Below are 23876 nucleotides of genomic sequence, written 5' to 3'. Positions count from 1 at the left end.
CCGGGTCTGGTCCTTCGGACCGTCCCGGAATGACGATCAAGAAGATGTAAGGGAGAGCCCCCATGTCCCAGACCATCCACCGCGGCATCAAGGCGATGATCGACGAGGCCAATGCCGAGATCGAAACGGTCAGCGCGGCCGATGCGATCAAGCTGATCGGCAAGGACGACGTCGTCATCGTCGACATCCGCGATCCGCGCGAGATCGAGCGCGAAGGCAGGATCCCCGGCGCCTTCTCCTGCACCCGCGGCATGCTGGAATTCTGGATCGACCCGAAGAGCCCCTATGCCAAGCCGATCTTCCAGGAAGACAAGAAGTTCATCTTCCACTGCGCCGGCGGCCTGCGCTCGGCGCTCGCCGCCAAGACCGCAAAGGACATGGGCCTGAAGCCGGTCGCCCATATGGGCGGCGGTTTCGCCGCATGGCGTGACGCCGGCGGGCCGATCGAGGCATGGGAGCCGAAGAAGAAGGGGTGAGGGACTCTATCCTCGTCATTCCGGGGCGCGTGGAGCGCGAACCCGGAATCCAGAGGTTGTCTTGCGAGATTCTCAGACGCGCAATTGCGCATCATAGTTCGATACTGCGCATCGCCCCGGATGACGAAGGAGCTAACAGCATGACCGCCACCGACGATCCGCTTGTCTCAACCGAATGGCTGGCCGCGCATCTCGGCGACGCCAAGGTGAAGGTGCTCGACGCGACCTTCAAGCTGCCCGGTGTGCTGCCGCTGCCGAAGGACGACTATCTCGCCGCGCATCTGCCGGGCGCTGTGTTCTTCGACGTCGATGCAGTGTCGGATCATTCCAATCCGCTGCCGCATATGTTCCCAAGCGCCGAGCAGTTCGGCCGCGATGTCGGCGCGCTCGGCATCAGCAATGCTGACACGGTCGTGATCTATGATGCCGGCGGCTGGGTCGCCGCGCCACGCGCCTGGTGGATGTTCCTCTCCTACGGCCACCGCGATGTTCGCATCCTCAACGGGGGCTTGAAGAAGTGGCGCGCCGAGGGCCGGCCGGTCGAGAGCGGCGAGGTCAACCCCAAGCCTGCGAGCTTCAAGGCGAGCTACGATCCGAACCGCGTGCGCAACATCGAGCAGATGATCGCCAATGTCGAAAATCGCAAAGAGCAGGTGATCGACGCGCGCGCCGCCGACCGCTTCGAGGGCCGCGCGCCGGAGCCGCGGCCGGGCATCCGCGCGGGCCACATCCCCGGCGCCCGCAACGTCCCCTACAACCTCTTGTTCGATGCTGCCACCGGCGCGATGAAGCCGCTCGACGATCTGCGCACGGCATTTACGGGGGCCGGCGTGAAGCTCGACGCGCCGATCGTGACGAGTTGCGGCTCGGGCGTCTCGGCCGCCGTGCTGACGCTCGCGCTCTACCGGCTCGGCGTCACCGACACGGCGCTGTATGACGGCTCGTGGTCGGAATGGGGACAGGCCGACGGCCCGTCGATCGCAACTGGGCCGGCCTGACGACGGCGCTATCGCCGGGTCACCGGCACGGGGTTGCCGAACGGATCCAGCACCTGCGGCTGAACCGCCGCCTGCCGGGCCGCTCGCGCACGGCTCGCCCAACGGGGCTGCTTCCGCGGCGCCGGCTTGCTGCTCGCGCTGTGGTCCGCCTTCTGCTTCGTCTCGACGGTCGCTTGCTTCGTCTCGGCAGACTTCTGTGGAGCGGGCTGTTCGATCACGACTTCCGGTCCACCCAGCGTCGCAATCCTGCTCTCGGCCGCGATCGCCTCGGGCGACGGCGCCGGTGCGGGTTCTGGTGCGACTGCGGGCTCTGGCGCAACCATGGCGGGCGCGGCCTCGCTGCTTGCGGCAGGCGGCTCGGCTACTGCGGCGACCTTCGGCTCGGCGGGATTCGGCTCGAGCGGAGTGGACGTGGCTTCGGCGGCCGCCGGAGCAGGCGACAACGTCGGTGAAGCATCCGCAGGCGGCGGCACGGCCTCGGCTGGCGGCGGGAGGTCCATGACCGGAGCCTGCGGCGTGGCTTCAGCGGCCTGCACCGGCGCGGGACTCTCCGCGGTCTGCGCATCAGGCGCGGGGGCGGCCGGCGGAGGCGGATCATCCGTCTTCACGGTGGCGACCTTCTCCGGCTCGGCGGCCGGCGACGGCTCCGCGGCGATGATCGGCTCGGACGCGGCCGGAAGCGAAGGCGGTGGGCTGTCGGCTGTCACCGTGTCGGCGAATGGCTCGTTCGCGGGTGGTGGCGGGTCCACGCGGGCCATCGCCAGCACCGGCGAGGTTTCCGGCTGCTGGGCGAACTGCGGCTCGGGCGGAACCTGGCGGGCGGGTATGCTGGCGAATTCTTCATGCGCGGCGCGAAGCAGCGCTGCGGCGCCCAACCCGAACACCAGGAGCGACGTCGCCAGCACGATCGCGGCGAACAGGAAACGGAGGCCGGGAAGCATGGACGCGGGTTCCCCCTTCTGCGGGAGGTCTTGATGAACAGGGAACGCGGTGATCACTCGAGAAAGCCAGTGTTCGCGAGCGCGAATCAGGCTGATTCGAGGATATCGCAACGCTTGAGGACTGTTTGTTACAAAATGCAGGCGATCGATGACTTTGGGCACGTAGACGGTTTTTCCCATGTCATGAGAGACCGTGGCCGTAGTCACACGGGATCACAAAATGCCCGAATTGAGCCGGGTTTCGCGGATTTGTCTTGAATGCGCCGCTATCTTCCGTCATTGGGCCGTTAACGGTCCGGTGTGGCTTGGGGTCTATACAAGAGCAATGATGATCAACCGCATTCTGACGATTTGCGCTGCCGCGGCTCTCGGCGTGGCAGGAACCTCGTTTGCGCATGCACAGCAGGGTTATCCGGCGCCCCAGGGTCCCGCCTATTCGGCGGCGCCCCAACCCTATTCGCCGGGCAATATGCCGAACTTCGACGCGATCGACGACGATGATGCGCCGCAGAATTCGGCCGCGTTGCCGCCGCCCGGTCCGGTGATGTCGCCGGACGATCCGCGTTACGGTCGTCCAATGAACGCCCAGCCGGCTTATTCCGACCGTGCGCCGACAGGCCCGGTGATGTCGCCGGATGATCCGCGCTACGGTCGCCCGATGGGCCCGCCGCCGGTGATCTATGCCGATCGCCCACAGAGCGGAACGCAGCAGCAGCCTTATGGTGACGGCGGCGTTCCCGCCGCCAACGTCGTCTATCCCGCCAATCCGAACGGAGATGATCGCAGCGGCATGCGTCCGCCGGGCGCGGTCAATGCGGCCGGCGTCACCGGAACGGTGCCGCCGCAGTCGGCTCCGATCGGCGCCGACGGCAAGCCGGTGCAGATTGCTGCCCTGCCGCCGGAGGAGCAGCCGGAAGACGGCCCGGCGCAACTGGCGCCGAACTTGCGGCGCCAGGAAGTGGCGTTCCAGACCAAGGAGCCGGCTGGCACCATCGTGGTCGATACGCCGCACACCTACCTCTATTACGTGCTCGGCAACGGCCGGGCGATCCGCTATGGCGTCCGGGTCGGTCGCGACGGCTTCACTTGGACCGGCGTGCAGAAGATCACCCGTAAGGCCGAGTGGCCGGATTGGCATCCGCCGCCGGAGATGATCGAGCGTCAGCCCTATCTGCCGCGCTTCATGGCCGGCGGACCGGGCAACCCGCTCGGTGCCCGTGCGATGTATCTCGGCTCGACCGTGTACCGCATTCACGGCACCAACCAGCCGTCGACCATCGGCAAGTTCGTCTCGTCGGGCTGCATCGGCATGCTGAACGAAGACGTCTCGGACCTGTTCGATCGGGTCAAGGTCGGCACCCGCGTGGTTGTCTGGCCGGGCAACCCGCCGTCGGGAACGGCAACGGCATCCGCTGCGCCGACCCCCGACAGCACGTCCGTGGCCGCTGCGGCGCCACAGGCCGCGCCGCTCCCGGGCACGCAGCCGACCTCCGTCCAGCCGCTGCCCGCACCGGTCACGGTCCGCTAGCCGGCTCACAATTCACCGAAGAAGGCGCGCGTTGAGCGCGCCTTTTTTGTAACAAGCTGGGCATCTCGACGTTGCGGCCGCGAGGCAATGCGATGCACGAAGCTCGCCTCATCTATCCGCCCCTGAACACGCCGAAGCCGGTTGCCGACGATGTGTGGATCGTCGACGGCCCGGTGATCCGGTTCGGTCCGCGCTGGCTCGAGATGCCGTTTCCGACGCGTGCGACGATCATTCGTCTCGACAGGGACAGGCTGTTCATTCATTCACCGACGCCGCTGGATGCCGCGCTCAAGGCCGAAGTTGCACGCCTCGGCAAGCCCTGCTGGATCGTCGGACCAAACCGGCTGCACTATTGGTGGATACCGGATTGGCAGACCGCCTATCCCGAGGCCCGCGTCTATCTCGCGCCGGGGATCAGGCAGCAGGCCGGCGCGCGGCTGGCTTGCGATGGCGAGACGCTGGATCGGCCATCGGGCTATCCCTGGGATGACACGATCGCGACATTGCCGGTGGCAGGGACGTATATGACGGAGGTCGTGTTCTTCCATCTCCCGTCGCGGACACTGGTGCTGACCGACCTGATCGAGAACTTCGAGGCGGACCGGATCAACTCACCACTGATGCGATTTCTGATCTGGATCGGCGGCGTGCGCGATCCCGACGGCAGCACGCCGCGCGATATGCGGCTGACCTTCGCGAAGAATCGTGCCGTGGTGAAGGCCGCCGTTGCCCGTATGATCGAATGGAATCCCGAACGGATCATCCTCGCCCACGGCCGCTGGTATGACCGTGACGGGACTGCCGAGTTCCAACGCGCATTTCGCTGGATATTGAAGTCGTAGAGGGAGCTGCGGCTTTCGCAACTCTGCCGCGGCAGGCCCGGCGCGTCTCAGGCCAGGCGTCGCGGCAGCTCGCCGCCCCTGGTGAAGGCGTCGATGCACTCGACCATCTGCTGATAGTGCGTCTGTAAGCCTTCGCGCGTCGCGTAGCCGAGATGCGGCGTGATCACGACATTGTCGAGCTTGCGGAGTGGGTGGTCTGATGGCAGCGGCTCGACCGCGAACACATCGATGCCGGCGCCCGCGATCTTCTTCCCGCGCAGCGCCGCGAGCAAGGCGTCCTCATCGACAATCGGTCCGCGCGCAGTGTTGATGAGATAGGCCGAGGGCTTCATCCGCGCGAGGTCGGCGGCGCCGACCAGTCCGCGCGAGCGTGGGCTCAGCACGACATGGATGGTGATGATGTCTGCCGTCGCGAACAGCTCATCCTTGCTGGCGTAGCCGACGCCGACCTCCTTGCACTTCTCGGGCGTGAGGTTGGGGCTCCAGGCGATGACGTTCATGCCGAAGGGCTTGGCCATGGCGGCAACCTTGCTGCCGAGCTTGCCGAGGCCGATGATGCCGAGCGTCTTGCCCTCGATCTCGGTGCCGGCGAAGGTCTGCCAGGCTTCGCCAGCGTGCATCCGCGCATTCTCGCGGCCGATGCCGCGGGTGAGTTCCAGGATCAGGCCCATCGCCAGGGCCGCCGTGGGATCGCGGTTATACTGCGTGCCGCACAGCGTGATGTTGCGATCCTTGACGGCGTCCATATCGATCGCGGCGTTACGCATGCCCGAGGTGATCAAGAGCTTCAGCTTCGGCAGCGCCTCGATCAGCGAACGCGGAAACGGTGTGCGCTCGCGCATCGCGCAGATGATGTCGAAATCCCTCAGTTTCGCCGCCGTCTCGGCCTCGCCGGCAAACGGCTTGTGGAAGGTCGTGACGTCGACGCGATCCTTGATCCGAGACCAGTCGGCGACCGAAAGCGCGAGATCAAAATAGTCGTCGAGGATTGCACAGCTAAGCCGCGTCATTGGCAGGTCCGTTCATGGCGAGGGCGACGGCGACAATGCGCCGCCGGCAGTTCGCCATGGTCGCGCGCAATCGGCGGGCGCGCAAGCGGCCGTGGTGACGGCTGTTATGCTGACGGAGAGGACTTCTGCGCCTTCGCGGTCCGGATTTCGGCGAGCATCGATTGCACCGCGGGTGACACGGCGACGTGCTTGGCGCGCCAGGCCGGGCCGGGGCCGCGCATATAGTGCAGTTCCGGCCGATAGGGATCGAACGCCTTGGCAATGAAGGCGCGCCAGAAGGCACGGAATTCGTTGAACAGCCCGGTCTCGCTTCTGGTCGCCGGATGCCGGAAAGATGCCGAAGTGATGGTAGCCATGACGCGGCCTCTACTCTTTCGATCGCGGTTTTGCCGCGAAAAACGCCATTTCCGGCGCCTGAGAACGAGTTTTGGCCTGATTTATTAAAAGATAGTTTCAATTGTCGTGGTCCGGCTCGCACATGGTGTCGAACCGGTAACCGCGCGTGGCGACGGAGCGGAAAACGCCGGCCCGCGGTTGCGCTTTCGGGGGCTGGCCGTTACATCGGCGGCAGCAAAATTTCCACAAATCGGATCAATTCCAGGGACAGCGGATGGCGCGCCAGTTCATCTATTTCATGCAGGGTCTGACCAAGAGCTACCCGACCCGCAAGGTGCTCGATAACATCCATCTGAGCTTCTATCCGGACGCCAAGATCGGCGTACTCGGCGTCAACGGCTCGGGCAAGTCGACGCTGCTCAAGATCATGGCGGGCCTCGACAAGGAATATACCGGCGAAGCCTGGGTCGCCGATGGCGCCCGTGTCGGCTATCTCGAGCAGGAGCCGCATCTCGACCCTGATCTCTCGGTTCGCGAAAACGTCATGCAAGGCGTCGCCAAGCAGAAGGCGATCCTCGACCGCTACAACGAGCTCGCCGTCAACTACTCCGACGAGACCGCGGACGAGATGACCAAGCTGCAGGACGAGATCGAGGCCCAGGGCCTGTGGGATCTCGACAGCAAGGTCGACCAGGCGATGGATGCGCTGCGTTGTCCGCCTGATGATGCCGACGTCACCAAGCTCTCGGGCGGCGAACGCCGCCGCGTCGCGCTGTGCCGCCTCCTGCTCGACCAGCCGGACCTGCTGCTGCTCGACGAGCCGACCAACCATCTCGACGCCGAGTCGGTGTCGTGGCTGGAAAGCCATCTGCGGAACTATCCGGGCGCGATCCTGATCGTCACCCACGACCGCTACTTCCTCGACAACGTCACCGGCTGGATTCTCGAGCTCGACCGCGGCCGCGGCATTCCCTATGAGGGCAACTACTCGTCCTGGCTGGTGCAGAAGCAGAAGCGGCTCGAGCAGGAGGGCCGCGAGGAGGCCGCGCATCAGAAGACGCTGGCCCGCGAGCAGGAATGGGTCGCCTCCTCGCCGAAGGCGCGTCAGGCCAAGTCGAAGGCTCGCTACCAGCGCTACGAGGAACTGCTCAAGAAGGCGAGCGAGAAGCAGACCCAGGCCGCGCAGATTATCATTCCGGTTGCCGAGCGGCTCGGTGCCAACGTGGTCGACTTCGAAGGCCTCAGCAAGGGCTTCGGCGACCGCCTGCTGATCGACGATCTCACCTTCAAGTTGCCGCCCGGCGGCATCGTCGGGGTGATCGGCGCGAACGGCGCCGGCAAGACCACGCTGTTCAAGATGATTACCAAGCAGGAGACGCCGGACAAAGGCACCATCACGGTCGGCGAGACCGTGCACCTCGGCTATGTCGACCAGTCGCGCGATGCGCTCGACGGCAGCAAGACCGTGTGGGAGGAGATCTCAGGCGGCAACGAATTGATCCTGCTCGGCAAGAAGGAAGTCAATTCACGCGGCTATTGCTCGGCCTTCAACTTCAAGGGCGCGGACCAGCAGAAGAAGGTCGGCGCGCTCTCCGGCGGCGAGCGCAACCGCGTGCATCTCGCCAAGATGCTGAAGTCGGGCGCCAACGTCCTGCTGCTCGACGAACCGACCAACGATCTCGACGTCGATACGCTGCGCGCGCTGGAAGAGGCGCTGGAGGATTTTGCCGGCTGCGCCGTCATCATCAGCCACGATCGCTGGTTCCTTGACCGCATCGCGACCCACATCCTGGCCTTCGAGGGCGACAGCCATGTCGAATGGTTCGAGGGTAACTTCCAGGACTATGAGAAGGACAAGATGCGCCGGCTCGGCCAGGACAGCATCATTCCGCATCGCGTGAAGTACAAGAAGCTGACGCGGTGATCGGGCGGCCGCGACGGTCGTCGGACCTGTCGAGGATGCCCCGCACGAGGCAGAAGGGTGACACAGAATGTCTACGGATGGCCCTGCTGGCGTGAACAAGCCCGGAGGAAACTACGTTCCGGTCGTGATCCATGGCGGACTTGCCTATGTGAGTGGTCAGTTGCCTCGCCGCGGCGAAGACCTTCTTTACTCGGGCAAGGTCGGAGCCGCCGTCGATATTAACGCTGCCCAGGAAGCTGCCGCGTTGTGCGCTGATCTCTGCATATCCGCCGTCAGCCACGCCGCGGGCGGCGAGGACAAGATCGTCCAAGTCTTGAAGGTCGCGGGGTATGTCGCCTCGGCGCCAGGATTCACCCAGCAATCACAAGTCGTGAACGGCGCCTCGGATCGGCTCATCGAACGTCTCGGCGAGCGCGGGCGCCACGCACGCACCTCGATCGGCGTTGCCGAGCTACCGCGAGGCGCGCCCATCGAATTGGACATGGTTGTCGCCATTCGTTCACAGAGCTGAGCTCGACAAGTGAAGACGATGCCGCGCTGCCGACCTGTGGCCGGCGGAAAGGGCTGAAGCGGCGGTAAGACCGTGACCGGATCGCGGCGCAATCTGCGGCCAGTTGTCGCTTTTCAACGGCCCGCGATTGCGTAGATAGAGCGCACCGCAATCCAAATTCCGCGAGCTATACGACATGTCCGCCATTTCCGACGTGCGCGCGCCCCTGAAGGGCCGGTCGCTGCGTCCTGTTCCCATGCTGATCTTCGGATCGCGCTGGCTGCAATTGCCGCTCTATGTCGGCCTCATCATTGCCCAGGGCGTCTACGTGGTGCTGTTCCTGAAGGAGCTGTGGCACCTGTTCGCCCATGCCTTCGATTTCAGCGAACAGCAGATCATGCTGGCCGTCCTCGGCCTGATCGACGTCGTGATGATCTCGAACCTGCTGGTGATGGTGATCGTCGGCGGTTATGAGACCTTCGTGTCGCGCCTCAATCTGCAGGGTCATCCCGACGAGCCGGAATGGCTCAGCCACGTCAATGCCAGCGTGCTGAAGATCAAGCTGGCGATGGCGATCATCGGCATCTCCTCGATCCATCTGCTGCGCACCTTCATCGAGGCGGGCGCGTTGACGTCGGGCAAGGGCAACTACACCGAGACCGGCGTGATGTGGCAGACCATCATCCATTGCGTTTTCATCCTGTCGGCGATCGGCATCGCCATCGTCGACAAGCTGTCGAACGACTCGATCGAGGGAGCCAAGCAGCAGGCCGCGCATTGAGCGCGGTCCTCGGGCTGGCCCGCGGTTCACAGCCATCCGGTGCCGTGATAAGGCTCACGGTACGAACATGACGGGTGTTGCCGGACGGCGTGCCCATTGGACCGCTGCGTGAACAGGCTGTTGGATTTGACCTTTCTCCGCGCGCTTGCCTTCGGGCTTCTGCTTTTCTCCTGGCTGATCGTCTCGCCCGCGCGCGCCGCCGACGCCGCCTTCACCCAGTTCATTGCCTCGCTGTGGCCGGAAGCACAGGCCGCCGGCGTGTCGCGCGCAACCTTCGAGCGCGAGACCCGTGGGCTCGAGCCCGACTACAAGCTGCCCGACCTCATTTTGCCCGGGCGTCCCAAGACTGGTGCGCCGGCGCAGGCCGAGTTCGTGCAGGTGCCGGCCGATTACGTCAGGGAAGCCTCGATCGCGCGGCTTGCGACGGAAGGGCAGAAGCTGCTGCAGAAGTATCGCCCGGCGCTCGATGCGATCGAGAAGCGCTTCGGCGTGCCGGCTCCGGTCGTGCTGGCGATCTGGGGCCGCGAGACCGACTATGGCCGCTATTCGCTGCCTTACGACACGCTGCGCGTAGTCGCGACGCAGGCCTATGTCGGCCGCCGCAAGGATCAGTACCGCGGCGAATTCATCCTCGCGCTGAAGATCCTCGGCGAGGGGGTGGTGAGGCGCAAGGAACTGACCTCCTCCTGGGCCGGCGCGACTGGCTACACCCAGTTCCTGCCGTCCGAATATTACAAGCACGGCGTCGATCTTGACGGCGACGGCCGCGTCGACATCTGGCATTCGGTGCCGGACGCGCTCGCCTCCGCCGCGCAGCAGCTCGTCAACAAGGGCTGGCAGCCCGGCGTGCGCTGGGCTTACGAGGTCAAGGCGCCGGCCGATGTCGATTGCACGATGGGCGTGCCCGAGGTGACAAAGCCGATCGGCCAATGGCTCCATGCCGGTTTCGTGCCGGTGCGCGGGCTGAAGCTCAGCGCCGCCGAGCAGGCGCAGCCCGCCTCGCTGCTGCAGCCGGAGGGCATCTACGGTCCCGCCTTCCTGACCACGAAGAACTACTTCGTAATCAAGGAGTACAATTTCTCCGACCTCTACGTGCTATTTGTCGGCCATTTGGCCGACCGCATGACCAGCCCGCTGCCGTTCGCGACGCCGTGGTCGGCGTCGACGCAACTGCGCTCCGCCGATGTCGAGGCGATGCAGCGTGAATTGACGCGGATCGGCCTCTACAAGGACAAGCTCGACGGCAAGGCCGGAATGCTGACCCGCGCCGCGCTCGGCGCCTATCAGAAGCAGGCCGGACTAAAGGTCGATTGCTGGCCGAGCGACACGGTGCTGCGCGCGATGCGGGGGCAACACTAGAGAGTGATGACATGAAGTTGAGCTGGAGCGGCAACGCAGGTTCACCTCTCCCCGTCGGGGAGAGGTGAATGGTGTCTGTGGCCGAACCGTTTCGATCCTAACTCTGATAGACACTCGTGGGGGAAACACGGTGCGCGACAGGCTGTTTCTTCTCAAGCCCGGTTTCGAAGATCCGGCCTTCCCAGGGCAGCGCTTCTATTGCTGGCACTGCGCGTTGCTGGAAGGGGTGCTTGCATCGTTTCCGCAACTGGCCGCTGCGATCGACGTTGAGCGGATCGCTTGGCCTCGGCCGCGGCGCGAGGTTGCCGAATTGATCGGCGGCGAGAACCAGTCGCTTCCGGTGCTCGTGCTTGGAGACGATGCCGAGGCCGGGTTGGAAACCGGCCGCGCGAATGGCCACCGGTTCGTCGAAGGTAGGGACGCTATCCTGCGGGTGTTGAGCCTCCGGCACGGAATTCCCGAACCGCATCCGTGACCAAAGAAAAACCCGGCCAGACAAGGCCGGGTTTTCGAAGCAAATGAAGCTGCGTTGCTGGATCAGTCGCAAACCTGGACGCGACGGAAGCGCCAGCCGTAGCCGTCCCAGAACCGCTCGCGAACCCAGCGGCATGGGGCTTCTTCGACATAAACCGGCGCCGGCGCGACATAGACCGGGGCGGGACGGCTCGCCGCAATGGCGCCGCCCAGCAGGGCGCCGCCGATCAGGCCACCGGCAACGCCGGCCGCGACTGCGCCGTCGCCAGCCTTGGCGGCCGGGGCAACGGCCAGCGAACCGGCAATCGTGGTGACGGCGACAAGGGCAGCTAAAGTCTTCTTCATGTCTTTGGCTCTCCTGGAAGGGGGGCGCCGTGGTCCGACGCCGGGTTTGAGGTGACTCACACGCTGGTTCGAACTGCTGTCTTGCTAAACAGCGCAGAACAGTCAATCGAAAGTAAACGTCCGGCGCTCTATCGGCCAAGAAAGCGGTTTTTTCGGGCCCCATAAAGCGGACGTCCCGGAAAACAGTCGGCTCTCCGGGACGTCTGGTTCGATTTAATCGAGATGAACGGGGATTAATCGCAGACCCTGACGTTGCGGACACGCCAGCCGTAGCCATCCCAGAAGCGCTGACGCTGCCAATAGCAATCCGGGCCGTAGTATCCCGGTCCTGCGACATAGGCCGGTGGCGCGTAATAGCCGGGGCCGTAATAGTAGCCGTTCTGTGATGCGATCGCGCCGCCGACGATGGCGCCGCCAATCAAGCCCGCAGCGACGCCGGCGGCGACACCGCGTTGTGCGTGGGCAGGGGCGGGGACCGCCACGGCCGAAACCGCAAGGGTGGCGGCGGCGCAAAGCGCCAGCAAAGTCTTCTTCATGGCCTCACCTTTCCTCTCGGGAGCAAGGACAGCGTGTGAGCGATCTGTCGGCTCGAAGGTTCCATATTTCGCTTGAACGATCAATGAACGGAGCCGCCTCATTTGGCCACGAATACGTGTTCGACGGGTCGAGCTGCGGCTCGGGCGGTGAGGGGGGCTCACAGGGGCGCCCCTCGGCACAAGCGGCGATTCAATTGGTGGCGATGGCGGGAGCGGTGGAAGCAGCGATTGAGCACGCCGAGCCTTTGCGACGGCCACGAAGCTCGTGGAGGTCGCGCCCGGTTTAGACTCGTTCCAATATGAATCCCGCATCAGTTTGGAATTGCTTCAAAAAGCGCTTTTTCCTTTTGCATCCCGGCGATGCCGACAATATCGATAATGGCAAGCATCACCGATGGACCTGCCTTTCCTGATGATTGTCTGTTCCTGTAACGTCCTCAGCGACCAAGATGTCCGCGACGCCGTAAATGCCGGCGGGTCCCTGACGCGAAATGCCAAGCAGATGTACGGCTGTCTCGGCTGCAGTGCCGAATGCGGCCGGTGTGCCCGCACGATCAAGGCCATTATCGATGAGGCGCTTGGCCCCTGCGCCAAGGCCTGCTGTGCCGGTTGCCCGCACGCGGCCAACGACGAGACCACCGAGCCAGCCGAATTCGCGCTCGCGGCCTGCTGATCCCTCGCCAAATCGCCTGCCGTCAGGATTATCCACGCCTTCTGCGGAGGGTTGCCCTTGTCAGCGATCTGACTTAGAAGCATTCTAAATTGGATTCTGGCCGATTTTGGCCGCGACAGGTGGAGTGGATCATGCAAGGCGACCCGAAAGTCATCGACTATCTCAACAGGGGGCTGCGCAGCGAACTGACCGCCATCAACCAGTACTGGCTGCATTACCGGATGCTGGACAATTGGGGCCTGTTGGAGATGGCCAAGGTCTGGCGCAAGGAATCCATCGAGGAGATGGAGCACGCCGACAAACTCGTCGCTCGCATTCTGTTCCTTGAGGGCTTTCCGAACTTGCAGGTGCTCGATCCCCTGAAGATCGGCCAGAACGTCCAGGAAATCATCGAGTGCGATCTCGCGTCCGAAATCGCCGCACGCGCGCTGTACCAGGAGGCGGCGACCTACTGCCACGGCGTCAAGGACTATGTCAGCCGCGATCTGTTCGAGGAATTGATGAAGGACGAGGAGGATCACATCGACTTCCTCGAGACCCAGCTCGACCTGATCAAGCGCATCGGCCTCGAGCTCTATACCCAGAAGCACGTCGGCCATCTGAAGGGCGATGAGTCCTGACCGGCGTCCGCGGGACTCGACATCAATCTCAGAATTGCGAAAGGCCGCCCAAAGGGGCGGCCTTTTTGCTTGTGATGCCGGCTCGATCCCCGCGCGTCAGTAGCACCGGGTGATGTTGACAGTATGGTCTCCGCCGCGTCCAGGAACAGTGACGCTCTCGGTCGGGCAGCTCGAGACATAAGGGCGGTCCGACGGCACCACCGCCGGCGGATAGCGATGCGCCCAGTCCCAGGGAACGTCATAGGTGTAGGTGTAACGGACGTCGTTCGAGATCGGCGGCGCGGTCTCGACGAGTGGCTCCCCGGCCGGACCGGAATCAAAGCCGACCGTGGCCGGCCAGAACGCGCCGGGGATACGTCCATGATGACGGAAGGCCGGATGGGGTGCAGCAAACGCGCCGCGCGCCGCCGCTCCTGATCTTGCGAAAGTCTCGGTCGCGCACCCAAACATCAGCGCGGCAACGCCGGCGGACGCAACCAGCGCCCGATAGATTTTATAGGTCATGGCACGCACCAGCTCTTGCGTTACGAACTCGTGCGGACGCTAAGCCGTGCCCCGTTGCGTCCGCAAACCGATCCTTAATTATTAGTTAAGAAGTAATCTTAATACGGAAACTTGTCTCAAAATCCCGGAAGGCGACCCGTGTCGCGTCAGAGTTGGGTCTTGTAGCGCTCGTAGACGGTCTCCTGGGTCTCCGGTTCGCCGAGCGCGGTCTGCTCATGGATCACTTGGCTGATGCTCGGGAATACCTTGCGCTCGACGCGGGTCTCCGCCGCCCACAATTTCGAGCGCATCAACGCCTTGCCGCAGTGGAAATAGGCTTCTTTGACGTCGACCCGCAGCACCGCACGCGGCGGCTTGCCGAACTCGATCATCGACGCCAGCAGATCGGGATCGCCCGACAGCCGGCCCATGCCGCCCACGCGCAGCGTCTCGTCGATGCCGGGGACGAAGAAGATCAACTGTAGCAGACCCGAGCCTTCGACGATGTTGCGGAAACTGTCGATGCGGTTGTTGCCGGAGCGGTCCGGCAGCAGGAGCTGGTTTGGTCCGGTCACGCTGACGAACCCAGGCGTGCCTCCGCGCGGCGATGCATCGACGCTGCCATCGGAGCCGGACGTTGCCAGCACGCAGAACGGCGACATCTCGATGAATTTTCGTGCATGTGCGTCGATGCTAGGACGCGCTTTGGCGATCACGCGCGCGGTCGGCTGCGGATAGATCGCGGCGAGGTCGGCTGCGGCAAGATCGGTCACGGTGCTCTCCCGGTGTGATGTTGAGCTCAGCGTAACACCCGAAGCCGCCCGCGTCATCCTGCGCTTGAGTGATTCCAGGCTCCAGCTCCGCGGACGAAGCCGAAACCGGCGGGCCCGCCGGCCATCTCCAATCGTGTCAGGCAGGCGCAGCGCTATCTTGCGCAGCGGTCCTGCATCATCGACTGATCGCGATCGTTACATCGTCCGCTGCGGCGCAGTCTGCAGCAACTCCTGCAACTGCCGGGCATAGAACCTGGCACTGCCGGTGGTGAGGTGACCGCGCGTCTCGGAGCTGGCCGGGATCAAATAGATACTGCCGTGCTTGATCCGCTTCACAGCGGCCTCGGTGACGCCGGTCTCCGGTGGATTGCGTTCGTCATCGGCGGCGTTGATCGCGAGCAGTGTCGCCTCGATCTTCTCCATTCCCGCGGACGGATCGTAGTCGTGCGAGGCTTCCCATTGATAGATGAAGTCGTTGGCATCTGATGTCACCGGCTGCGCCAGTTGCTCATCGACCATGTTGTCGGCCTGCGTCGCGGTCGGCGCCAGGGCCTGGTAGGCGAGCGTACCGCCGGCGCTCGCGAAGCGGTAGGCCGCGATCGCGAATTTCATCATTCGCGGCTGGCTCATATAGTTGCCGTTGTTGTAGTCGGGATCGTTGCGGATCGTATCCAGCATCGTCCGCCGCAGGATCCAGTTGCGCGCCGCCATCGCGGTCGGCTGCGAGGCCATCGGTACCAGGATGTCCATCATCTGCGGATAGCGCACGCCCCAGATCCAGGTGTGCATCCCGCCCATCGAGTTGCCGATCACGAGCCGCAGGTGCTTGACGCCGAGACCCTCGGTCACGAGCCGGTACTGCGCGTCGACCATGTCGTTGTAGTCGTATTTCGGGAAGCTCGTCCGCATCGCATCCGACGGCTTCGACGATTTGCCGTGCCCGATGCCGTCGGGAATGATGATGTAATATTTCGATGCGTCCAGCGGCTGCCCGGGCCCGAACAATTCGCCCGCGAAAGTCGGTGTCAGCATGCTGACGGCCGAGCCGCCGGAGCCGTGCAGCACCAGTACCGGCTGTCCGCTCGGCGCGCCGATCGTGGTGTAGTGCAGCCGCAGCTCCGGCATGATCTCGCCAGTGTGAAACTTGAAGTCCCTCGCGGTCCACTCGCCGTCCTGCGGCGCGGGATAGTCTGCAGCCGATACCGACATCGAGACGAGAGCGGCCACAAGCGCCGCGCACAAACGGATCATCGTGCTTCTCCCCGGGCGCGGCGTCTTTGTCCAGCCGCGTGGGCGCAAGCCTATCATGGCGGAAGCATCCGTCCGAGTGGCGCGCCGCGCGACCGGGCGAGAATTATCGACCTAGCCTCCCTTCAAGATGTTGAGCGCGTACCATCCCCAGTAGACCCGGTGGGACTGGATCAGGCCGTCCTTGATTTCCATGACCTCGATGAGATCCATCTGATTGCCGTCCGGAGACTGCCGGGGATATTCCCAGGTGATGACCCGGCCGTCGGTAAAGAAGCCCTGCTTGAAGCGCCTGCGCTGCGGCGGGCTGGTCCGGAACACCCGTGTGATGAACTCGCGCAGCCTGTCCTTGCCGCGGACGATCCCTTCGTTCGTCTGCATCAGGTGCTGAACCAGCGGGCTTTCGATCGAAGCGTCCGGTGCATAGAGCGCCAGCGCCGCCTCCAGGTCCTTGTTGCCGAGGGCTTCGTCCCAGAGCCGGTAGATGCGTTCTGCGTCGTTCTTGTCGGCTGTCATGATTGTTCCCTTGCAGTTCTGTTGAACGGCACCAATTTCGGCCAACAGGCGGTCCTGATGTTTCAGGAAAATCTGAAATGAGTTTCATGTCGTATGGTTGGGACGCTGAGCGAACTGGAGGACGATGCCATGGGTTCATCGCAATCCGTGCAGACAGGATTTTCGCGGATCGCGGAGGCGCTCGGCGATCCGGCGCGCGAGGCGATGGTCAGTGCGCTCGCCGATGGCAAGGCTTTGCCCGCAGGCGAACTCGCCGTCATTGCCGGCATCTCACCGCAAAGCGCAAGTGCACACCTGCAGAAGCTGGTCGATGCGCGCGTGCTGTCGGTGTGGGCGCAGGGCAGGTTCAGATACTACCGGATCAGGGACGACGACGTGGCGGCGCTGATCGAGACCTTGGTCGATCTGGCCGCCAGAACCAATGCCGCGCGCGGACGTGCAATGCCGGCCGAGCAGCTCAGGCGATCTCGCACCTGTTACCATCATTTGGCGGGTCAGCTCGGCGTGCTGCTGTCGAACGCGCTGATCCGCCGCCGACTCGTCATCGTCGAAGGCCGCAGCGGACAGGTCACGGAGCAGGGGCTGGCCTGGTGTCGGGCCGAGGAGATCGATTTCGATCCCGCGCGGCAGCCCCATCTGCGGCTCTGCAACGATTGGACCGAGCGCGTGCCGCATCTCGCCGGTCCGTTTGCCAATGCAGTGCTCGTGCGACTGCTCGCGGCGCGCTGTGTCACACCGCATCGCATTCCACGTGCGTTGCGGATCACGGATCGGGGACGGGCGTTCTTCGATCGGCTTGGCGTGCAGGTTCCGTTTTGACGACGTGCAGATGCCTTAGCGGCCCTCCTCGACATCCGTCTCGGGGCGATCATTGCCGGCAGCGGTCTCGGTCATCCACTTGCCGTCGGAAGTTTCGTACTGGATCGCCTCGGTGCGCCCAGGGACGCGCTGTTCGGTCGCGGCCCGTCGCGCGGCCGCGAGCGCTGCGGCACGCGTTGGAAACGGTTCCGAAAACACCCCGTTGACGGTATAGGCCCAGCCGCCGTCGTGCTGTACGACCTTATAGATCACGTGGCTCATCGGGAACCTCGCTAAACCGTGGACGATGAGGGGTGCCAGAATAAACCACGATGTCGTATTTTGCAGCAGCCGATCGTCCTGAGGGCAGCCGCCCAAGCAGCTTGGGGGTGAGGGAGACCATCATGTGCCGCAACATCAAGACGTTGTTCAATTTCGAGCCGCCTGCCACGGAGGAGGAGATTCACGCCTCGGCGCTACAGTTCGTGCGCAAACTGTCCGGCTTCAACAAGCCGTCGCAGGCGAACGAGGCCGCATTCAACCTTGCCGTGACTGAGGTCTCCGAAGCCGCGCGAAAGCTTTTGATCTCATTGCAGACCACGGCGCCGGCGCGCGACCGCGAGATCGAGGCGGAAAAGGCGAGGGAGCGCTCCCGTCTGCGGTTCGGCTGAGGCGAACATTCACAGGCGTTCATCCCGACGATCTGCGGAGCGTTCGCAAGCATCGCCTGGCGCTACGCCATGCGCTGGGTCTTCCGGTTCATCCATCTCGTTTCGCGCTGCCGACCGCCGAGCGCCACGGCGCGCTTGCAAAGCGGCTCTAACGGGCGTTGTCTGTTGCGAACTGAGGGCACGCCATGCGCATCATCATTGCACTGGTCGTTGCGTTGGCGTCGTCGGCCGCCTGTGCCGGCACGTCCGAGGGCTACGGCATGGGCGGCTGGATCGGAAAATTCCAGCCCGAGATCGACCGGGCCAACGCGACCGGCGAGCTATTCCGTATCAAAGGACATTGTCAGTCGAACTGCACGCTATTCCTCGGGCTGCGCAATGTTTGCGTCGAGCGCAGCGCGACGCTGCTATTTCACGCCGGCCACGATCGCCAGCGCAACATCAATCCCACATCGACCCAGCGGATGCTGAATGCCTACAAGCCCGCGCTGCGGCAGTACGTGCTGGCGCATCACTACATGGAGACGCTGGAATTCCACGCGATCCCGGGCGCGATGATCATCGACCGGTTCGGCTACAAGGAGTGCCCGCGAAGCTAGAGCATGATCCGGAAGAGTGCGAAGCTGTTTCCCCTCGCGACAAACGCGGAGCGTTTGCGCGGAGATCATGCTCAAACAAGGAGCTGAAGCGCGATGACGATTCCCGATCTCATCGCGCTTTAAGGGGACGAGACGTGTTACTTGTTCTTATCCTTGCGGCGCTTCTTCTTTTTCTTGCGATCGTCGTCATCATCATCATCGCCGAAATCCCCGGCGTCGACGTCGAGGGCGATCGCCTCAGCAGCGGCACGTTCGGCTGCGTCGTGCTCGGCCTGCTCGGCCGCTTCGCGCTCCTTGGTGCGCTTGTAGTCCTCCCAGGCGTCGAAGATCATGTGTAGCCATGGCATCACCTGATCAATCGACGGCAACTGACCGGGCGGTCCGGCTTCGCCGCGCGGACCCGCGGGGCCCTGCGGACCTTGCGGGCCGGGCTCGCCGCGGACGCCTTGCGGGCCTGCCTTGCCCGGCGCCCCGGGCTTACCCTGTGGTCCCGCCTTGCCGACTGCTCCCGCCTTTCCCTGTGGACCCGGCTTGCCGCGTGGCCCTTCCGGTCCCGGCCGCCCCGGGTGTCCCTGTGGACCGGGACGTCCCGGCTCACCCTGACGGCCTTGCGGCCCCTGTGGTCCCCGCGGCCCCTGGCGGGAGGTCGTGTCGTCAGCCACTGATATGCTCCGTCGCGATTTCAAGTCGGTTGTAACAGAGGTTGGATGACAGCTTCAATTCTGGCGGCCGATGCTGATGCAAGCGATCAACAGTCATAATTCGGTGTGCGGGCAGCGGAGGACGCGTTGCGAATTCTGAACGACATGCCCGGCGAAGCCGCAGGCGGACCTGCGCTCGATATCGTGGTCACGCGACACGATGTCGTCGACGACTCGACCTTCCGCGACAGCGGCGTCCTCGAACTCTACGAAGAGCTGTTTCCGGCGAGCGAGCGCGACGATTCGGACGATATCGTGCGCTGGGTGTTGTCAGATGATATCGGCGAGCGGCGAGGCTTCGTGGTTGGCGGTCGAAGAATGTCGTACCGTCTCGACTCACGCTTCTTCATCCTGCGCGCTGCGGAGCGCGCGATCGGGTTCGGCTTCTTCACCTACGACCATGCAAGCCGCCTGATCTTCTGCAATCATGTCGGCGTGCACAGGGCGTGGCGTGGCGGTGGCCTGGCGCGAACATTCTATCGCGAGATGGTCGACATGCTCGACGAATTGTTTCCGCGCAATATCGGCGTGGTGCTCGAAGTCGAACCATTCGATCGCGACAGGCTGGAGTCGCTCATCACCGATCTCGAACGTTCGGGCGGACGATTGCTAGAGGCCCATGAACAGGCGGCGATCCGAAAATTCCTGCGGGTGGGCTGGTATCACAAGCTTGGTTATTCGTTCTTCTGTGACGCGCGCACGAGGCAGCCGCTGCCATGCCGCTCGCCGTGCCTTGACCCGTCGTTACCATCATCGGCCTGGGCCGGCGTGGAAGAGGACTACTGGCTGATGTGGCATGCCCGGAACGGCGTGCTCCGCCCGGCGATGAAGGCGGGCCGCCTCTGGCAGAAGACCGTTACGACGATCTACGTCGAGATCCTCGCAAAATCGCTGATCGAAGAGAACCCTCGCGGCCGCCGGGCGTACTGGGACTACGCGACCGCGCTGGTGACGCGGACGCTGCAACGGACCGCGGCGACCGAGGTCTGCCTCGCAAGCTATCTCGGCCGCGATGACAGCCCGCTACTGTCGCGTTGGCGGCGTCTTGCGATCGATCTGCCGATCTGAGCCGCTATCCCGCCCCGTTGTCGGAATGCGGCGGCACCTCGATGCCGTCGGCGGAGTATTCGCGGATCTTGTTCCGCAAAGTCCGGACTGACAGCCCGAGCACGCGCGCAGCGCGGGTGCGGTTGCCGTCACAGCGTGCCAGCGTCTGCAGCACGAGCTCCCGTTCGACCTCATCGACGGTCGCACCGATCAGCAGTGGCACGATTTCATTTGGAGCCAGCGACGGCAGCAGCATAGCTTCCGGCGCAGGCAGGGTGGACGCGTAGGACATTGACACCTCCCGATCAACGCCCGCCTCACCGATGAAGCGGAAACATCGAGAATCGAACTACCCCAAAGCCCGTAGTTTCACGGTGTGCCAGTTTGGTTAACAACTCCTTAATACCCACTAAGCGTCTGCGGCGTCATGGAAAATACCTCGAAATCGCCACGATTGGGTTCCCGTCGTCACAACGTGCGATAGCCGCCGTCGACCATCACGATCGACCCGGAGACGTAGGCCGACATATCGGAGGCCAGGAAGATCGCGGGTCCCACAATGTCGTCCGGCTTGCCGGGGCGGCCGAGCGGCGTGTGATCCATGAAAACCTTCACCAGATCCGGATTGGTGGCGCGCACCTTCTCGTTCAGCGGCGTCTCGATGAATCCCGGGCCGATCGCATTGACGCGCACGCCATCCTTGCCGAGCTCGGCGGCAAGTGCCTTGGTGAGGCCGAGTACGCCATGCTTGGAGGCGGTATAGGCGGGCGAGCTCGGCGTGCGCAGATGCACGAAGGATTGGATCGAGCCGATGTTGACGATGCGTCCTCTGTTCTTGCGCAGCGGCGCGAGGAAGGCGTGTGTCACGTTGAAGACGCCGTTGAGGTTGATCGAGATGATGTCCTCCCAATCCTTGATCACGGCCTCGTTCGTGCCGAGCATGCCGTTGCGGCGTGCGATGCCGGCATTGTTCACCAGGATGGAGACCGGCCCGATCTTGTCGGCCACCTGCTGTGCCATCGCGATGCAGGCGTCGCGATTGGTGACGTCGAGCGCGAAGCTGTCGGCCTTGCCGCCGGCGCCGCGAATCTCCTTGGCCGCCTCCGCCGCCGCGTCGCCATCGATGTCGAGCAGCACGACGCGCGCGCCCTCGCGGCCGTAGCCCACGGCGATTGCGCGGCCGATGCCGGAGCCCGCGCCGGTGACGACGGCGATGTGATTGTCGAGTAGGGGCATGGCGTTCCTCGTTTGTTGTGCGTTGTCGACAACACTATTCAAAACTGCGCCAATCGAAACGCCAAGCGGTGTTTGCGCGTTGCTGTCATCCAGATTCGGATGACGGCACGGACCCGAACATGGACCCGCGTATCAGACAGTGGAGACTTGCGATCGAACGCTTCTGTGCGGCGTCCGATCCCGACTACGCCGCGATGGTCCGGATGGTGGCCGACATCGCCGCGACCGACATCGATGAGACGCTGCGGCAGGCGGCCGCACAGGTGCTGCCCGTGCTGCGCCACGCCGCGGCGAGATCGGCCGATCGCCGCACCAAGGAGATGGCGCGACGTCGCCTCGGCATCATCAGCGATGCGCTGCACATGCTGTCCGCGCCGCAGTTCGGCCGGCGCGGCCTCGCGCCGAAGATTTTGACGCAGGAAGACCAATACCGGCAATTGCTTGGCCTGCCGCTCGGCCGGCGCCTGGCCGCGACGGAGATTCATCAGGCCTTCAAGCGCGCTGCGAAGACGGTGCATCCGGATGGCGGCGGCAACGGCCCGGCGTTCCTCGAACTTGCCGCCGCCCGCGACGCACTGATCAAGCATCACTGACGCGGCATCGCCATGCCGGATAACGTACGGGCGGGCGCCGCGGCCGTGAGTGTTGCAACCCCGGAAGCAGGTTCAACGCGGCTTGCGCGCAAGCGCGGCCGCCCCCCAAATTGCACCGCCATACGCGATTGCTACAGTTGGCGCGTGGTGATTCGTATCCGCGTCGCGACGTGAGCAAACTTTGGGGAGTCCGCACAGTGAGATTGTCATCCGCCCTTCGTGCCGCGCTGGTCGCACTGACGGCGTTCGCAGGCGCCGCCTTGTCCTCCGCAGCGCATGCCGACAGCGGCTTCATCCAGCTCACCATATACAAGGCCGGATGGTTCATCGGCGGCTCCGGCGGCACGGGCATGCTGACCTTCCGCGGCCGCAGCTATCCGCTCTCCACCGGCGGGCTCGACTACGGCCTGGTGTTCGGCGGCTCGAAGACCGTGCTGCGCGGCCGCGTCAGCAACATCAACCGTCCCTCCGACGTCGCCGGCGTCTACGGCGCGGCGGGCGCCGGGCTGGCGCTTGGCCGCGGCGCCCGCGCAATCGTGCTCACCAACCAGAAGGGCGCGGTGCTCGAGCTGACCGGCCAGCAGGTGGGCCTGATGGCGAACGCCGATCTGAGCGGTCTTGCGATCACGATGCGATAACGCAACGCCGTCGCTCGTCGGGTGTGATGTCGTCCCGCCACAAACGGGATGACGCTGCTCCGGCAATCCGGCATTTCACCTGAACAGATGCAGCGCTGCGTATTGCAGCAGCATGATGGTCTTGGCATCGACAATGCGGCCGTCGCTGATCATGGCGAGCGCCTCGTCGATCGACAGGTCGAGCACCTCGATGTCCTCGCCCTCGTCGGCGAGCCCACCGCCATCGCCGATCCGCATCGTGGCGTCATATTCGGCGACGAAGCAATGCAGCTTCTCGGTCACGGCGCCCGGGCTTGTGAAGGCCTCGAACACCTTGCGCACGTGCACGAGCCGGTAGCCGGTCTCTTCTTCCACCTCGGCGCGGATGCGCAGCTCCGGCTCAGCGTCGTCGAGCATGCCGGCGGCGACCTCGATCAAGAGGTCGTCATAGCCGTTGGCGAAGGCAGGGTAGCGGAATTGCCGCACCAGCACGACGGTGCGCGTCTTGAGATTGTAGGGCAGCAGCGCCGCGCCGTTGCCGCGGTCGTAGACCTCGCGCACCTGAGTCTGCCACTCGCCATTGGCGCGTCGGTAGTCGAGCGTCGCGCTCTTCAGCTCGTAGCGACGCTTCGAGAGAAGCTGAACGTCCTTGACGCGAACGCGGTCGGCAATGCTCATCGGTACACCTCGCGCGAGGGCATCACCGCGCCGTGACCCCTCACCCGGGTCGCATCTTGCGATGCGATCCGACCTCTCCCACAAGGGGAGAGGTGACCCATCGACGCGGCAGGAGCCCATCTCATTTGTCGATCTGACTCCGTCATGTCGTCGCTTCGCGGCCGTCAAGCCATTTGGCGAACATCACCGAGGTCGATTCCTCAAAGCCGAGTGATTGGTAGAATGCGCCCGCCTTGGCGTTCTCGCGCCGGACCAGCAGTTGCAGCTTCGGCACGCCGGCATCGCGCAGCCAGTCTTCCGCCGCCGCCATGATGGTGCGGCCAAGGCCGTTGCCCTGCCGGCCGGGATCGACCGCCACGTAATAGACCCAGCCGCGATGACCGTCGTGGCCGACCATCACGGTTGCCACGAGCGCGCCGCCGTCGCGGCCAACCAGCACGGCCGAATTCGGCCCGCGCCGCGCCAGCGCGATGTCGGCCGTGGGATCGTTCCACGGCCGGGTCAGGCCGCAAGCCTGCCACAGCGCGACGACGTCGGCGACGTCGTGATCTGTGATCAGAGCAATGGTAAGAGCGGGCAATGA

At 64.3% G+C, this 23876-nt stretch carries 32 protein-coding genes; 17 read left to right on the top strand and 15 right to left on the bottom strand.

All coding sequences use genetic code 11. From position 1 onward, the window contains the following. The first annotated feature begins 62 nt into the window (after window positions 1-62). Together P6U30_RS30260 and sseA are read left to right on the top strand one after the other, a co-directional pair. Complete coding sequence (locus tag P6U30_RS30260; protein WP_407166440.1) at window positions 63-476, top strand: rhodanese-like domain-containing protein; 414 nt, start codon at window positions 63-65, stop codon at window positions 474-476. Window positions 477-616: 140 nt separating this feature from the next. Further along, window positions 617-1474, top strand: a complete 858-nt coding sequence (gene sseA / locus P6U30_RS30255) for a 3-mercaptopyruvate sulfurtransferase (RefSeq protein WP_407166439.1) — start codon at window positions 617-619, stop codon at window positions 1472-1474. A gap of 8 nt (window positions 1475-1482) precedes the next feature. Here the strand turns inward: sseA and P6U30_RS30250 are convergent, their stop codons facing one another. Next, window positions 1483-2415, bottom strand: coding sequence for a hypothetical protein (locus tag P6U30_RS30250; protein ID WP_407166438.1), 933 nt, complete (start codon window positions 2413-2415; stop codon window positions 1483-1485). A 328-nt stretch (window positions 2416-2743) separates the two neighbouring features. Here P6U30_RS30250 and P6U30_RS30245 point away from each other — a divergent pair, with 328 nt between their 5' ends. Beyond that, the gene (locus tag P6U30_RS30245) at window positions 2744-3943 is read left to right on the top strand and encodes a L,D-transpeptidase (RefSeq protein WP_407166437.1); all 1200 of its coding nucleotides are present in this window, start codon (window positions 2744-2746) and stop codon (window positions 3941-3943) included. Between the two features lie 92 nt (window positions 3944-4035). Next, on the top strand, window positions 4036-4785 hold the full coding sequence (locus P6U30_RS30240; RefSeq protein ID WP_407166436.1) for a DUF4336 domain-containing protein: 750 nt from the start codon (window positions 4036-4038) through the stop codon (window positions 4783-4785). A 47-nt stretch (window positions 4786-4832) separates the two neighbouring features. Here P6U30_RS30240 and P6U30_RS30235 read toward each other — a convergent pair whose 3' ends face one another. Both P6U30_RS30235 and P6U30_RS30230 read right to left on the bottom strand, forming a co-directional pair. Continuing rightward, entirely contained in the window at window positions 4833-5795 is a 963-nt protein-coding gene (locus P6U30_RS30235) for a D-2-hydroxyacid dehydrogenase family protein (RefSeq protein ID WP_407166435.1), read from the bottom strand. Between the two features lie 104 nt (window positions 5796-5899). Further along, window positions 5900-6151, bottom strand: a complete 252-nt coding sequence (locus tag P6U30_RS30230) for a hypothetical protein (protein WP_407166434.1) — start codon at window positions 6149-6151, stop codon at window positions 5900-5902. A 254-nt stretch (window positions 6152-6405) separates the two neighbouring features. Between P6U30_RS30230 and ettA the strand changes: the two genes are divergently transcribed. The 5 genes from ettA to P6U30_RS30205 all read left to right on the top strand — a co-directional run bounded on the left by ettA (window position 6406) and on the right by P6U30_RS30205 (window position 11160). Then, window positions 6406-8055 (top strand): energy-dependent translational throttle protein EttA, encoded by a 1650-nt coding sequence (ettA, locus tag P6U30_RS30225; protein WP_407166433.1) that lies wholly within the window; start codon window positions 6406-6408, stop codon window positions 8053-8055. 67 nt (window positions 8056-8122) lie between these two features. Further along, window positions 8123-8566 (top strand): RidA family protein, encoded by a 444-nt coding sequence (locus P6U30_RS30220; RefSeq protein WP_407166432.1) that lies wholly within the window; start codon window positions 8123-8125, stop codon window positions 8564-8566. Window positions 8567-8741: 175 nt separating this feature from the next. Continuing rightward, window positions 8742-9326: a TIGR00645 family protein gene (locus P6U30_RS30215; RefSeq protein WP_280976116.1), complete on the top strand. Its 585-nt coding sequence runs from the start codon at window positions 8742-8744 to the stop codon at window positions 9324-9326. Between the two features lie 159 nt (window positions 9327-9485). After that, window positions 9486-10685, top strand: a complete 1200-nt coding sequence (locus P6U30_RS30210; RefSeq protein ID WP_407170572.1) for a lytic murein transglycosylase — start codon at window positions 9486-9488, stop codon at window positions 10683-10685. A 130-nt stretch (window positions 10686-10815) separates the two neighbouring features. Continuing rightward, window positions 10816-11160, top strand: a complete 345-nt coding sequence (locus P6U30_RS30205) for a DUF3088 domain-containing protein (RefSeq protein WP_407166431.1) — start codon at window positions 10816-10818, stop codon at window positions 11158-11160. 62 nt (window positions 11161-11222) lie between these two features. Here P6U30_RS30205 and P6U30_RS30200 read toward each other — a convergent pair whose 3' ends face one another. Continuing rightward, window positions 11223-11504 (bottom strand): hypothetical protein, encoded by a 282-nt coding sequence (locus tag P6U30_RS30200; protein WP_407166430.1) that lies wholly within the window; start codon window positions 11502-11504, stop codon window positions 11223-11225. Window positions 11505-11737: 233 nt separating this feature from the next. Next, window positions 11738-12040 carry a hypothetical protein gene (locus P6U30_RS30195; protein WP_407166429.1) on the bottom strand — a complete coding sequence of 101 codons (303 nt, stop codon included), beginning with the start codon at window positions 12038-12040 and terminating at the stop codon, window positions 11738-11740. A 412-nt stretch (window positions 12041-12452) separates the two neighbouring features. Here P6U30_RS30195 and P6U30_RS30190 point away from each other — a divergent pair, with 412 nt between their 5' ends. Together P6U30_RS30190 and bfr are read left to right on the top strand one after the other, a co-directional pair. Next, window positions 12453-12713, top strand: a complete 261-nt coding sequence (locus P6U30_RS30190; protein WP_407170571.1) for a bacterioferritin-associated ferredoxin — start codon at window positions 12453-12455, stop codon at window positions 12711-12713. Window positions 12714-12844: 131 nt separating this feature from the next. Continuing rightward, window positions 12845-13333 carry a bacterioferritin gene (bfr, locus tag P6U30_RS30185; protein WP_407166428.1) on the top strand — a complete coding sequence of 163 codons (489 nt, stop codon included), beginning with the start codon at window positions 12845-12847 and terminating at the stop codon, window positions 13331-13333. A gap of 96 nt (window positions 13334-13429) precedes the next feature. Here the strand turns inward: bfr and P6U30_RS30180 are convergent, their stop codons facing one another. From P6U30_RS30180 to P6U30_RS30165, 4 genes are all read right to left on the bottom strand, one after another. Beyond that, window positions 13430-13837 (bottom strand): hypothetical protein, encoded by a 408-nt coding sequence (locus tag P6U30_RS30180; RefSeq protein ID WP_407166427.1) that lies wholly within the window; start codon window positions 13835-13837, stop codon window positions 13430-13432. 146 nt (window positions 13838-13983) lie between these two features. Then, complete coding sequence (locus tag P6U30_RS30175) at window positions 13984-14589, bottom strand: MSMEG_1061 family FMN-dependent PPOX-type flavoprotein (protein ID WP_407166426.1); 606 nt, start codon at window positions 14587-14589, stop codon at window positions 13984-13986. A gap of 195 nt (window positions 14590-14784) precedes the next feature. Beyond that, a complete protein-coding gene (locus P6U30_RS30170; protein WP_407166425.1) occupies window positions 14785-15840 on the bottom strand; it encodes an alpha/beta fold hydrolase in 1056 nt (351 codons plus the stop codon). A gap of 111 nt (window positions 15841-15951) precedes the next feature. Further along, on the bottom strand, window positions 15952-16353 hold the full coding sequence (locus P6U30_RS30165; protein WP_407166424.1) for a nuclear transport factor 2 family protein: 402 nt from the start codon (window positions 16351-16353) through the stop codon (window positions 15952-15954). A gap of 129 nt (window positions 16354-16482) precedes the next feature. Here P6U30_RS30165 and P6U30_RS30160 point away from each other — a divergent pair, with 129 nt between their 5' ends. Next, entirely contained in the window at window positions 16483-17172 is a 690-nt protein-coding gene (locus P6U30_RS30160) for an ArsR/SmtB family transcription factor (protein WP_407166423.1), read from the top strand. A gap of 15 nt (window positions 17173-17187) precedes the next feature. Here the strand turns inward: P6U30_RS30160 and P6U30_RS30155 are convergent, their stop codons facing one another. Then, window positions 17188-17433, bottom strand: a complete 246-nt coding sequence (locus tag P6U30_RS30155) for a DUF2188 domain-containing protein (RefSeq protein ID WP_407148175.1) — start codon at window positions 17431-17433, stop codon at window positions 17188-17190. 122 nt (window positions 17434-17555) lie between these two features. Between P6U30_RS30155 and P6U30_RS30150 the strand changes: the two genes are divergently transcribed. Both P6U30_RS30150 and P6U30_RS30145 read left to right on the top strand, forming a co-directional pair. Then, window positions 17556-17822, top strand: a complete 267-nt coding sequence (locus tag P6U30_RS30150) for a DUF2277 domain-containing protein (protein ID WP_407166422.1) — start codon at window positions 17556-17558, stop codon at window positions 17820-17822. Window positions 17823-18007: 185 nt separating this feature from the next. Further along, entirely contained in the window at window positions 18008-18421 is a 414-nt protein-coding gene (locus P6U30_RS30145; protein ID WP_407166421.1) for a hypothetical protein, read from the top strand. Between the two features lie 137 nt (window positions 18422-18558). Here the strand turns inward: P6U30_RS30145 and P6U30_RS30140 are convergent, their stop codons facing one another. Next, window positions 18559-19083 carry a collagen-like protein gene (locus P6U30_RS30140; protein ID WP_407166420.1) on the bottom strand — a complete coding sequence of 175 codons (525 nt, stop codon included), beginning with the start codon at window positions 19081-19083 and terminating at the stop codon, window positions 18559-18561. A gap of 126 nt (window positions 19084-19209) precedes the next feature. Between P6U30_RS30140 and P6U30_RS30135 the strand changes: the two genes are divergently transcribed. Continuing rightward, complete coding sequence (locus P6U30_RS30135; protein WP_407166419.1) at window positions 19210-20190, top strand: GNAT family N-acetyltransferase; 981 nt, start codon at window positions 19210-19212, stop codon at window positions 20188-20190. Window positions 20191-20194: 4 nt separating this feature from the next. On the opposite strand, the gene P6U30_RS30130 is transcribed toward P6U30_RS30135, so the two are convergent. Next, window positions 20195-20461: a helix-turn-helix domain-containing protein gene (locus tag P6U30_RS30130; RefSeq protein ID WP_407166418.1), complete on the bottom strand. Its 267-nt coding sequence runs from the start codon at window positions 20459-20461 to the stop codon at window positions 20195-20197. Between the two features lie 176 nt (window positions 20462-20637). Continuing rightward, entirely contained in the window at window positions 20638-21405 is a 768-nt protein-coding gene (locus P6U30_RS30125; protein ID WP_407166417.1) for an SDR family NAD(P)-dependent oxidoreductase, read from the bottom strand. Between the two features lie 119 nt (window positions 21406-21524). Here P6U30_RS30125 and P6U30_RS30120 point away from each other — a divergent pair, with 119 nt between their 5' ends. Both P6U30_RS30120 and P6U30_RS30115 read left to right on the top strand, forming a co-directional pair. Then, a complete protein-coding gene (locus P6U30_RS30120; RefSeq protein ID WP_407166416.1) occupies window positions 21525-21998 on the top strand; it encodes a hypothetical protein in 474 nt (157 codons plus the stop codon). 197 nt (window positions 21999-22195) lie between these two features. Then, window positions 22196-22636, top strand: coding sequence for a hypothetical protein (locus P6U30_RS30115; protein ID WP_407166415.1), 441 nt, complete (start codon window positions 22196-22198; stop codon window positions 22634-22636). A 75-nt stretch (window positions 22637-22711) separates the two neighbouring features. Here the strand turns inward: P6U30_RS30115 and P6U30_RS30110 are convergent, their stop codons facing one another. Beyond that, window positions 22712-23293, bottom strand: coding sequence for an NUDIX domain-containing protein (locus P6U30_RS30110; protein WP_407166414.1), 582 nt, complete (start codon window positions 23291-23293; stop codon window positions 22712-22714). A gap of 142 nt (window positions 23294-23435) precedes the next feature. Further along, window positions 23436-23873 carry a GNAT family acetyltransferase gene (locus P6U30_RS30105; RefSeq protein ID WP_407166413.1) on the bottom strand — a complete coding sequence of 146 codons (438 nt, stop codon included), beginning with the start codon at window positions 23871-23873 and terminating at the stop codon, window positions 23436-23438. Between the last annotated feature and the right edge of the window lie 3 nt (window positions 23874-23876).

Source organism: Bradyrhizobium sp. ORS 111 (genome assembly GCF_045571485.1).
In the GTDB taxonomy this organism is placed as follows: Bacteria; Pseudomonadota; Alphaproteobacteria; order Rhizobiales; family Xanthobacteraceae; genus Bradyrhizobium.
This window is presented reverse-complemented; position numbering and strand designations above follow the sequence as displayed.

Coding starts and splice junctions, on each gene's coding strand:
- P6U30_RS30170 (WP_407166425.1), bottom strand. CDS start 15,840: ATGATCCGTTTGTGCGCGGCGCTTGTGGCCGCTCTCGTCTCGATGTCG.
- P6U30_RS30120 (WP_407166416.1), top strand. CDS start 21,525: ATGGACCCGCGTATCAGACAGTGGAGACTTGCGATCGAACGCTTCTGT.
- P6U30_RS30200 (WP_407166430.1), bottom strand. CDS start 11,504: ATGAAGAAGACTTTAGCTGCCCTTGTCGCCGTCACCACGATTGCCGGT.
- P6U30_RS30155 (WP_407148175.1), bottom strand. CDS start 17,433: ATGAGCCACGTGATCTATAAGGTCGTACAGCACGACGGCGGCTGGGCC.
- P6U30_RS30190 (WP_407170571.1), top strand. CDS start 12,453: ATGATTGTCTGTTCCTGTAACGTCCTCAGCGACCAAGATGTCCGCGAC.
- P6U30_RS30260 (WP_407166440.1), top strand. CDS start 63: ATGTCCCAGACCATCCACCGCGGCATCAAGGCGATGATCGACGAGGCC.
- P6U30_RS30145 (WP_407166421.1), top strand. CDS start 18,008: ATGCGCATCATCATTGCACTGGTCGTTGCGTTGGCGTCGTCGGCCGCC.
- P6U30_RS30240 (WP_407166436.1), top strand. CDS start 4,036: ATGCACGAAGCTCGCCTCATCTATCCGCCCCTGAACACGCCGAAGCCG.
- P6U30_RS30165 (WP_407166424.1), bottom strand. CDS start 16,353: ATGACAGCCGACAAGAACGACGCAGAACGCATCTACCGGCTCTGGGAC.
- P6U30_RS30250 (WP_407166438.1), bottom strand. CDS start 2,415: ATGCTTCCCGGCCTCCGTTTCCTGTTCGCCGCGATCGTGCTGGCGACG.
- P6U30_RS30230 (WP_407166434.1), bottom strand. CDS start 6,151: ATGGCTACCATCACTTCGGCATCTTTCCGGCATCCGGCGACCAGAAGC.
- P6U30_RS30215 (WP_280976116.1), top strand. CDS start 8,742: ATGTCCGCCATTTCCGACGTGCGCGCGCCCCTGAAGGGCCGGTCGCTG.
- P6U30_RS30110 (WP_407166414.1), bottom strand. CDS start 23,293: ATGAGCATTGCCGACCGCGTTCGCGTCAAGGACGTTCAGCTTCTCTCG.
- P6U30_RS30130 (WP_407166418.1), bottom strand. CDS start 20,461: ATGTCCTACGCGTCCACCCTGCCTGCGCCGGAAGCTATGCTGCTGCCG.
- P6U30_RS30160 (WP_407166423.1), top strand. CDS start 16,483: ATGGGTTCATCGCAATCCGTGCAGACAGGATTTTCGCGGATCGCGGAG.
- P6U30_RS30195 (WP_407166429.1), bottom strand. CDS start 12,040: ATGAAGAAGACTTTGCTGGCGCTTTGCGCCGCCGCCACCCTTGCGGTT.
- P6U30_RS30180 (WP_407166427.1), bottom strand. CDS start 13,837: ATGACCTATAAAATCTATCGGGCGCTGGTTGCGTCCGCCGGCGTTGCC.
- P6U30_RS30150 (WP_407166422.1), top strand. CDS start 17,556: ATGTGCCGCAACATCAAGACGTTGTTCAATTTCGAGCCGCCTGCCACG.
- P6U30_RS30220 (WP_407166432.1), top strand. CDS start 8,123: ATGTCTACGGATGGCCCTGCTGGCGTGAACAAGCCCGGAGGAAACTAC.
- sseA (WP_407166439.1), top strand. CDS start 617: ATGACCGCCACCGACGATCCGCTTGTCTCAACCGAATGGCTGGCCGCG.
- bfr (WP_407166428.1), top strand. CDS start 12,845: ATGCAAGGCGACCCGAAAGTCATCGACTATCTCAACAGGGGGCTGCGC.
- ettA (WP_407166433.1), top strand. CDS start 6,406: ATGGCGCGCCAGTTCATCTATTTCATGCAGGGTCTGACCAAGAGCTAC.
- P6U30_RS30235 (WP_407166435.1), bottom strand. CDS start 5,795: ATGACGCGGCTTAGCTGTGCAATCCTCGACGACTATTTTGATCTCGCG.
- P6U30_RS30125 (WP_407166417.1), bottom strand. CDS start 21,405: ATGCCCCTACTCGACAATCACATCGCCGTCGTCACCGGCGCGGGCTCC.
- P6U30_RS30245 (WP_407166437.1), top strand. CDS start 2,744: ATGATCAACCGCATTCTGACGATTTGCGCTGCCGCGGCTCTCGGCGTG.